Genomic DNA, 2500 nt, shown 5'->3' with positions numbered 1-2500 from the left:
CGGGTGATCTATCCATGGGCAGGCTGAAGGTCGGGTAACACCGACTGGAGGGCCGAACCCGTAACCGTTGAAAAGGTTTGGGATGACCTGTGGATAGGGGTGAAAGGCCAATCAAACTCGGAAATAGCTGGTTCTCCGCGAAATCTATTTAGGTAGAGCGCCGGATGTTCACCGTTGGGGGTAGAGCACTGGATGGGCTAGGGGGGAGCGATCCTTACCAAACCTAACCAAACTCCGAATACCAACGGGTCATAGTCCGGCAGACAGACGGCGGGTGCTAAGGTTCGTCGTCGAGAGGGGAAGAGCCCAGACCACCAGCTAAGGTCCCCAAGTCATGGCTAAGTGGGAAAGGATGTGGGAAGGCCAAGACAGCCAGGAGGTTGGCTTAGAAGCAGCCATCCTTTAAAGAAAGCGTAATAGCTCACTGGTCTAGTTAAGCCGTCCTGCGCCGAAAATGTAACGGGGCTAAAGCCATGCACCGAAGCTGTGGGTGTCATCAGGGTAGCGTCCCTGGTGGCGCAGTAGCGGAGCGTTCCGCAAGCCTGCGAAGGTGTGGCGCGAGCCATGCTGGAGGTAACGGAAGTGAGAATGCTGACATGAGTAGCGATAAACAGTGTGAGAGACACTGTCGCCGTAAGTCCAAGGGTTCCTGCGCAAGGTTAATCCACGCAGGGTGAGCCGGCCCCTAAGGCGAGGCCGAAAGGCGTAGTCGATGGGAACCTGGTTAATATTCCAGGGCCTGCTGGACGTGACGAATGCCGTAAGTTGTTCCCCCTTATCGGATTGGTGGGGGCAGCGAAGGCGTTCCGGGAAATAACGCCAGCGTATAGACCGTACCCTAAACCGACACAGGTGGACTGGTAGAGTATACCAAGGCGCTTGAGAGAATGGTGTTGAAGGAACTCGGCAAATTGCCCTCGTAACTTCGGGAGAAGAGGGCCCTCTTCATGGGCAACCATGGAGGGGGGGCACAGAGCAGGGGGTGGCGACTGTTTAACAAAAACACAGGGCTCTGCGAAGTCCATAAGACGACGTATAGGGTCTGACGCCTGCCCGGTGCTGGAAGGTTAAGAGGAGGGGTGCAAGCTCTGAATCGAAGCCCCAGTAAACGGCGGCCGTAACTATAACGGTCCTAAGGTAGCGAAATTCCTTGTCGGGTAAGTTCCGACCTGCACGAATGGCGTAACGACTTCCCCACTGTCTCCAACACCAACTCAGCGAAATTGAATTCTCCGTGAAGATGCGGAGTACCCGCGGTTAGACGGAAAGACCCCATGCACCTTTACTATAGCTTTGCAGTGGTATTAGGGAATGAATGTGTAGGATAGGTGGGAGCCTTTGAAGTGCCGGCGCCAGTTGGCATGGAGGCAACCTTGAAATACCACCCTTTGGTTCTCTGATATCTAACCGCGCCCCGTGATCCGGGGCCGGGACCCTGCATGGTGGGTAGTTTGACTGGGGCGGTCGCCTCCCAAAGAGTAACGGAGGCGCGCGATGGTGGGCTCAGGCTGGTCGGAAATCAGCTGTCGAGTGCAATGGCATAAGCCCGCCTGACTGCGAGACTGACAAGTCGAGCAGAGACGAAAGTCGGTCATAGTGATCCGGTGGTCCCACGTGGACGGGCCATCGCTCAACGGATAAAAGGTACGCTGGGGATAACAGGCTGATGACTCCCAAGAGTCCATATCGACGGAGTCGTTTGGCACCTCGATGTCGGCTCATCACATCCTGGGGCTGGAGCAGGTCCCAAGGGTATGGCTGTTCGCCATTTAAAGTGGTACGTGAGCTGGGTTCAGAACGTCGTGAGACAGTTCGGTCCCTATCTGCCGTGGGTGTTGGAGTATTGCGAGGATTTGCCCCTAGTACGAGAGGACCGGGGTGAACGTACCTCTGGTGTACCGGTTGTCGTGCCAACGGCATCGCCGGGTAGCTATGTACGGTCGGGATAACCGCTGAAAGCATCTAAGCGGGAAACCCACCTCAAAACCAGTACTCCCTATGAGAGCCGTGAAAGACCATCACGTTGATAGGCCGGGTGTGGACGTGCGGTAACGTACGGAGCTAACCGGTACTAATCGCTCCATTGGCTTGATACTTCATCTTCGTCACACAAACCTCGCCGACCAGAACAAGGCCTCGGCACATTCAGCAGTTCACTCTGGTAATCCTTCGCGCCAACACGCGCGAAGAAATCGCATCCGGCCTTCGATGACCTGGTGGTCATGGCGAGGGGCCTGCACCCGATCCCATCCCGAACTCGGCCGTGAAAACCCTCAGCGCCAATGGTACTTCGTCTCAAGACGCGGGAGAGTAGGTCGCCGCCAGGTCTTCAAAGCCCGGATCCAACACGCATCAGATCAACAACGACAAAAACCAAAAGGCGCGCCACAAAACAGCGCGCCTTTCCCGCTTCAAGACTTCATCGCGGGATGGAGCAGCCCGGTAGCTCGTCAGGCTCATAACCTGAAGGTCGCAGGTTCAAATCCTGCTCCCGCAACCA

1 tRNA gene and 2 rRNA genes (1 of these 3 cut by a window edge) are annotated in these 2500 nt (G+C 56.2%); all 3 read left to right on the top strand.

Annotated elements, in window-relative coordinates:
* Positions 1-2096, top strand: a 23S ribosomal RNA gene (locus tag A8950_RS18175); it begins 664 nt to the left of the window's first position.
* Between the two features lie 116 nt (positions 2097-2212).
* Positions 2213-2327 (top strand): 5S ribosomal RNA (rrf, locus tag A8950_RS18170).
* Between the two features lie 96 nt (positions 2328-2423).
* Positions 2424-2500: transfer RNA gene (locus A8950_RS18165), tRNA-Met, on the top strand.

It is taken from the genome of Dongia mobilis, assembly GCF_004363235.1.
In the GTDB taxonomy this organism is placed as follows: domain Bacteria; phylum Pseudomonadota; class Alphaproteobacteria; order Dongiales; family Dongiaceae; genus Dongia; species Dongia mobilis.
This window is presented reverse-complemented; position numbering and strand designations above follow the sequence as displayed.